This window comes from Romboutsia weinsteinii (assembly GCF_002250835.2).
Lineage (GTDB): Bacteria > Bacillota > Clostridia > Peptostreptococcales > Peptostreptococcaceae > Romboutsia_A > Romboutsia_A weinsteinii.
Genome location: NZ_NOJY02000010.1, coordinates 117,684 through 124,489, shown reverse-complemented (window position 1 = coordinate 124,489; position 6,806 = coordinate 117,684). Strand labels below are relative to the sequence as shown.

General features: G+C 27.6%; 7 protein-coding genes. 2 read left to right on the top strand and 5 right to left on the bottom strand.

All coding sequences use genetic code 11. From position 1 onward, the window contains the following. Positions 1–301: Fur family transcriptional regulator (locus CHL78_RS07990; protein ID WP_147295803.1), on the top strand; the 301-nt coding region annotated here is incomplete at its 5' end. Between the two features lie 60 nt (positions 302–361). Here CHL78_RS07990 and CHL78_RS07985 read toward each other — a convergent pair. The 4 genes from CHL78_RS07985 to CHL78_RS21310 form a co-directional block, all read right to left on the bottom strand. Next, positions 362–2,020 (bottom strand): EAL domain-containing protein, encoded by a 1,659-nt coding sequence (locus CHL78_RS07985; RefSeq protein WP_094367220.1) that lies wholly within the window; start codon positions 2,018–2,020, stop codon positions 362–364. A gap of 153 nt (positions 2,021–2,173) precedes the next feature. After that, a complete protein-coding gene (locus tag CHL78_RS07980) occupies positions 2,174–2,398 on the bottom strand; it encodes a hypothetical protein (protein ID WP_094367219.1) in 225 nt (74 codons plus the stop codon). Between the two features lie 131 nt (positions 2,399–2,529). Continuing rightward, the gene (locus CHL78_RS07975) at positions 2,530–3,822 is read right to left on the bottom strand and encodes a sensor histidine kinase (RefSeq protein ID WP_094367218.1); all 1,293 of its coding nucleotides are present in this window, start codon (positions 3,820–3,822) and stop codon (positions 2,530–2,532) included. Positions 3,823–4,002: 180 nt separating this feature from the next. Continuing rightward, positions 4,003–4,137 carry a hypothetical protein gene (locus CHL78_RS21310; protein WP_274541842.1) on the bottom strand — a complete coding sequence of 45 codons (135 nt, stop codon included), beginning with the start codon at positions 4,135–4,137 and terminating at the stop codon, positions 4,003–4,005. A gap of 183 nt (positions 4,138–4,320) precedes the next feature. Here CHL78_RS21310 and CHL78_RS07970 point away from each other — a divergent pair, with 183 nt between their 5' ends. Further along, positions 4,321–4,743, top strand: a complete 423-nt coding sequence (locus tag CHL78_RS07970) for a staygreen family protein (RefSeq protein WP_158540657.1) — start codon at positions 4,321–4,323, stop codon at positions 4,741–4,743. Positions 4,744–4,809: 66 nt separating this feature from the next. Here CHL78_RS07970 and CHL78_RS07965 read toward each other — a convergent pair whose 3' ends face one another. Continuing rightward, positions 4,810–6,753 (bottom strand): [FeFe] hydrogenase, group A, encoded by a 1,944-nt coding sequence (locus CHL78_RS07965; protein ID WP_094367216.1) that lies wholly within the window; start codon positions 6,751–6,753, stop codon positions 4,810–4,812. Positions 6,754–6,806: the final 53 nt, after the last annotated feature.

The window sequence follows — 6,806 nt, the reverse complement described above, 5'->3', positions numbered from 1 at the left end:
TTATGAAACTTTAAAAAAGGATAATCCTAATTTAAGCCTTGGAACAGTATACAGGAACCTATCTCAGCTTGTAGATCATGGTTTTATTAAAAAAGTTAGTATACCTGGATGTGCGGATAGATTTGATGGACACCTACATGATCACTATCATTTTGTTTGTGATAAATGTGGAGAAATCTATGATATAGATTCAAAATCTTTAAATAATATTAACACTTCTGTAGAAAGTGAATTTGGTCTACAAATTACCCATACAAATATAAGCTTTAGAGGTATTTGTAGTAAATGTAAAAATAATTAAAAACATAAATAGGACGTCTTATATAAAATAAAGACGTCCTATTCTATTTCTAAAAATAGTTTATTCACTTAAACTTGTGCTTGTGAAATTCAGAAATTTTAACATTTCTATTTCTACTGGTTTTGAGTAAAAATATCCTTGAATATAAAATCTATCATTTTTAATGTATTTTATCATATCTCTTTGCTCAATATTTTCTATCCCCTCTGCAACTAGGGATTTGTTTGTAATAATACTGATGTTTGATAGAAATTTCATAATTTCTTGTCTTACACTTTGTTCAAATATATTATTCATAAAATATTTATCGAGCTTAATTATATCAAATTCAAATTTTTTAAGTATCGATAAGTTTGAATATTCTACACCAAAATCATCAATTGCTATCATAAACCCACTGTTTCGAAGCTTTTTTATAGAATCATTTATTTTGTTTAAGTCACTTATTCCTACATTTTCCAATATTTCTAAACATATACTGTTATTTTCTAGATTAGATTTATCAATAATTTTTATGATTTTATCTATAAAGTCTTTATTCTCAATTTCTTTCAAAGATATATTCATTGAGATATAAAATTTATTGTCCAACATATTATCAAACTTATGTATTCTTTTATAATCTTTGATAATTTTTTTCAATATCCATATAGATACCTCATATAACATATCATTGTCTTCTATTTCATTTAAAAAAACAAATGGACTTAGTAGTCCTTTTGTAGGATGATTATATCTTAAAAGAGCTTCATATCCTACTATTGTTTCTGTTTTGGGATTTACAATTGGTTGATAGTATATCAAGTATCGATCTTCTTTCATTCGTTCTCTAATAGCATGTTGGACTCTATTTTTCTTTATTATAGGATAGATTTTATTTATAATATGGAAGATGATTATAATTGAAATTATAAAAAATAAAGTTAAAAGTAATAATGTATTTTTATTTTTTAAACTATCATTTCTTCCAAAATATTTCTCATTCAGTTCATGTATTGGATTAATTCCTAAATCTTCATATCTTTCTAGCTCATCATTAAATTTCGAAACTATGTTAGCACTAGCTCTATTACCTACTAAATATACAGGACCTGTTGAATACTCGTATATCTTTTTATAGTCTTGAACATCTTCATTTGCTATTGTGGCCGTTATTGCATCAACCTCTTTATCTCTAAGAAGCTTCAAAAGGTCTCTGTCTGTACTAACCGAAATTGGCTTGATGTTGATATTTTTATCTTGTAAAAAATTTAAAATCCATTTTGAATTTGCTTCATTTTCTATAAATGCAAACTTTAATCCTTCTAGTTCACTTAATTTTCCATAGCTTATATCTTCATTTGTATATATTCCAAATGTTTCAGTCCCTATATAGTGATCAGTATATGCAAACGTCTTAGCTCTTTCTGCTGAATAGTTTGCTCCAAGTAATATATCTACCTCTCCATCTTCTAGTTTTTTCATAGCATTTGAAAAGTCACAGTCAACATACTCAAATTTGATGTTTATCTTCTTTGCTAGCAACTCCAATAGTTCGTGGTAATATCCGTACCTTTCACCTTTTTTATTAATATAATAATAAGGTTTATATTCATAAAAACCTACTCTAATAATATCTGAACTTGTTTTTTTAACATTATATGCAGATAAACTCATTGGAGATATACCAATTAATAAAATAGCCAATATCGTTATGATCTTTATTAAGTTTTTTTTCATAATCCAATCCCCTGTAATTAAATGCTCTATATTTTATTTATTCAATTGTAATTTTACTACATATTGCGCTAAAAAACACTATTATTCAACTATTTTTACCAATTAATGTATTTATGTTATATAATAAGTAAAAAAGAGCCTATCTAATGGCTCTTATAATAAACTATTCATAAATTCTTTAGCAGCATTTAATTGTACTTCTGCTAAATCTAGCAACTCCTGTTGCCACTCAACGTATCTTTCTTTGTAGCTAAACGGAAGAGTTCTATCTACAATATATTTATCAATACCATCTTCTAAAACTTTAATTATCTCTTCTCTTTGAACAATAAACTTTTTTAGTTCATTTAAGGTTTCTTCACAATGATTATTATCCATAAAAATACCTCCTTTTGTAGTATCTATTTAATTTCTATATCCAGCTAGATATAACCTTCTTTTTTCTATATATATTAAAAAGAGACTATCTCAAGTATTTATTTCAAGATAGCCTCTTTTTATTTATTTCCTTATGCAAGTTTTACTATAGGTAACTTTATCATAAATTCAGTCTCATCATCCTCACTATAGACTTCAATAGTACAATTGTTACTTTCTAGTATTTTCTTAATAGAATATAAACCATATCCTCTATTCTCTCCTTTAGATGAATACCCCTTTTCAAAAATCTTATTTATATTTTCTATTTTAGAACCATTATTTTTAATTGATATATGATGTAAATAATTATCTATATAAGTATCTACATGTATATACTTATTATCTTTTTTATTAATTTTTAACTCATCTATGGCGTTATCAATAATATTTAAAATAATTGCACTTATATGAATATCCAATAATGTAGTATCTTCTAGCATACTGTCTATACATGCTGTTAACTCTATACCATTATCGCTACATTTTCCATGTTTAAAATTCAGTATTGCATCAATATAATTATTTCCAGTATCAAATGAAGAAATTTTACTATTTGCTTCATTTGAAATTCCAAGTATATAATTTTTTACATCAGAACTTGTACCTTTATCAATTTGCATTAATATAACTTGTAAATGATTCATATAGTCATGTTTTTGAATACGCAATAAATCTACAGTCTCTTCCATTTGTTTCATACTCTTAATCATAAGATTATGTTCAATTTCTATCATACTCTTATTTTTGTATAGAGTTGATGTTACTATAATTAAAGTACTAATACATAAAACCGCAATTGAAGTTATAATATTTATAAGCATATTATGCGTTAAGTAATCCTGATAGTTTTCATAAGTAGTTAATAATAAAATCCCTGACATTATTATTAAATTTACAATGCCAAAAAGAGTTAACATTTTCAGACCATTCTTTTTTATTGTTATTGTATTATGTTTGTAATTGATTATATTAATATTTCTTTTACTTAGAATAAGGTATAATACTAATACTGTAATAGAAGGCATTGCTGACATAATAATCTTTAAATATTGATTTGCAAAAAGTGATTCAACGCTAACACCACCAATATTTAAAGCTGTAACTAAAAGCAACTCTGCAAAAAATTTCACTCCAAAAGATGATATCTCAGCAATAAAACAATATTTCAGATCAATATTAGAATAAATATGGTACAATCCAGTCATTAAGATAAAAGATAGTATAAGGTTTATTTCCGTTGGAGCAATATTCTTAATAAAATAACACCCTAGCCCGAAAATTAAAGCTATTTTAATTATAGTATTAAACTTTAATTTATTTCCTAAGAGACTACCTGCGAATAAATTTACAGAAATAGACTCTGGTATTGCTATAAAAATCACGTCAATTATATTTATATTAATCTACCCCCCTGTAAAATATACTCTAATATTACCATATTTAAACATCAATATACATTCTTATTCTTAAAATATCCTAAGAATTGTATCTAATAATATAAAAAAAGAGGTTATACAAAAACATAGTTGTTTTTATATAACCTCTTTTTTTATATTTATGATTTATTTATTATCAAATATAGTTTTTGTAGTATCTAAGTTTTTAGCTACACATCTTTGACTATTTATTCTTTCGTTAACTAATATAAATTTTGATACACCTTTTATTGTTTTACTGATTTGCTTTATTATTGCCATTTTCTTATCTCCTATTCATCTCTTTGTATTCTATAAGTATATTGTATACAATATACTTATAGAAGTCAACATGATAAGTGAAAGTTTATTTTTTGTCAATACTTTTGTTTTTTTTATGAAAATATCACAAGAAGTATATATATTAAATAATATATAGTATAAATTAATTTAGGATGTGATACTTTGTTAAATGTAAATATTGTAAAGCCACTTACCTCAACTGGACCTATACTTTTTAGACGATATACTCTTGTCCACTCAGAAAATGATAATGATCTTTATCTAACAATTGCTACACAGTATGGCAGTGATCCAATAAAATATGATGAAGTATACGGACAATGGGCATGGGTTGATGGCGACGTTCATGTCTTAACTTTATTTGTTCTTATAGGTTACGAATCATATGAAGTTTCAAAAGCTAGATATGAATTATTACTTAATAAGCTACCCAATGATGTATCAGCTATAATAAATGGAGATTGTAAGTTTTTAGAAGCGAACCAAAACTTGATGGATTCTCATGTAAGTATGAGGTTTATTTCTTCTCATGACGATTTTAATAAAACAGTTTATTATTGCCGCGTTAAGGAATTCATAGTATAAAAGGGCTAATTTGTAGCCCTTTTATACTATAATTAATTTTTATTATTATCTCTAAAAATATATACTCTAATCATTGCTATTCTTTGCTCTAACAAAATACTTAGTATGCAATAATTCATGAGCTTTGTGGCTTAGTGGATAATCTAAATATTTATCATATATTGCTAATACTGCTGGATTTTCGTTTGAACGTCTTAGAGGTAATGACCTATCTATTGCATTTAATCCTTCTGCTCTTTTTTGGAGAGTTTCTTGTCTTTTTCTGGCTTTGGGTTGTCCGCCACCACCAACACAGCCTCCGTTACATGCCATAATCTCTATTGCATGATAGAACTCTTCTCCTGCTCTTATTTTATCAAGCATTTTTGCAGCTTCTCTTAACCCATAAGTTACTCCTATTTTTAGTTTTATGTCTCCAACTTCAAGCTCACAACTTCTAAATGAATCCCATCCCCTTAAGCAATCAAATTCAATATTCTCTACCTTTTTACCTGTCATTTTTTCAAGAGCTGTTCTAGTTGCTGCCTCTATTACTCCTCCAGTTCTACCAAATATTACTCCTGCTCCAGTATACTCACCCATTACTTGATCTATTTCTTCTTCTTCTATTGTCTTTAAATCTATTCCAGAATCCTCAAAGATTTTTATCAATTCCCTAGTTGTAATAACATAATCTACATCATAGTTTAATCCTCTAGAAAACTCTGGTCTTGAAGCTTCATATTTTTTTGCAATACAAGGCATAATAGCAACTGAAATTATTCTATCTCTTTCCATACCATGCTCTTTTGCCCAAATATCTTTTGCAACAGTTGCAAACATCTGCATAGGAGATTTAGTAGTAGAAGGTACATCTAACATGTCAGCATAATTTTGTTCAATAAATTTTACCCACGCAGGGCAACAAGAAGTAAGTATTGGAAGCTTAACACTATCATCACCTGCAAAGTATTTCTCAAGTCTTTCTTGAAGTTCTGCGGCTTCTTCCATTATTGTTAAGTCAGCAGCCCATGTAGTATCAAATACATAGTCAACACCTAACTTTCTTAATCCTGCTGCCAATTTATTTTCTACATTAGTCCCAGCTTCAAACCCAAAAGCTTCACCTATTGTAACCCTAATCGCTGGTGCCATTTGTGTTATTACTACCTTATTTGGAGTAGATAAATCTCTTAAAAACTTAAATGTATTATCTCCTGCTGTTATTGCATTTACAGGACATGCTGATATACACGCCCCACAATGGGTACATCTATTGTAATCAATGTAATGTTGTTTTTTTGCAACACCTTCTATACAGTCAACTGGACATGCTCTTTTACATGCTCCACATCCTATGCATTTTTTTGTAATTGTTAGTTTTACAAGATGATTACATTGTGAGGTATAACATCTGCTATCTTCTATATGTTCTTCAATTTCATGGTAGAATCTTTCTATAATTTCTTCTATTATATTATGCTTTTGATTTAATTTCTCTTTAACAGTTCCGGCTAATCTTCTTAGTAGATATATATCACGCATATTAGATCTACCCTTACTTATCCTATCTAATACTCTCCACATTCTAAGTATCTCGTCTTTTACAACACCAAATTCTTCAAATACCCCATCTTCTATGTTACTTATTAAATGATCTATGTAGAATTTAGCGTATTGTACTATACAATCTTCTTCTGTAAGAATAATTATTGTCCTATTAGTTCCTTTTGGAAATAAATTAAAATCCAATACATTATCTAGATGATCTTCAGTTAAGAATCCACCAAAAGGTATCCCTAATTGTGCCGCCTTAAATCCACTATCGTTAAGAAGTCCTCCAGCCATATTAATTATATCTACAAGAGTAGCCCCCTCTGGTACATCTATTATACCAGGACTATTTATTTTACCTGATATTGCTATACATCTTTTTGTCTCATTTGTTATTTTTTCTAATTCTTCTTCACTAAAGACAGAGAATACTGACCCCAATGAGCTTTGTATTAAATTTGTTTTTTTATCTTCCACTTTTGTACACTCCTATATATTAAAGATTAAACATAGTCTCTTACTATATAATC

Bases quoted from the DNA above. Each gene is read 5' to 3' on its own strand.
- CHL78_RS07985 (WP_094367220.1), bottom strand. From the start codon at position 2,020: ATGAAAAAAAACTTAATAAAGATCATAACGATATTGGCTATTTTATTA.
- CHL78_RS07980 (WP_094367219.1), bottom strand. From the start codon at position 2,398: ATGGATAATAATCATTGTGAAGAAACCTTAAATGAACTAAAAAAGTTT.
- CHL78_RS21310 (WP_274541842.1), bottom strand. From the start codon at position 4,137: ATGGCAATAATAAAGCAAATCAGTAAAACAATAAAAGGTGTATCAAAA.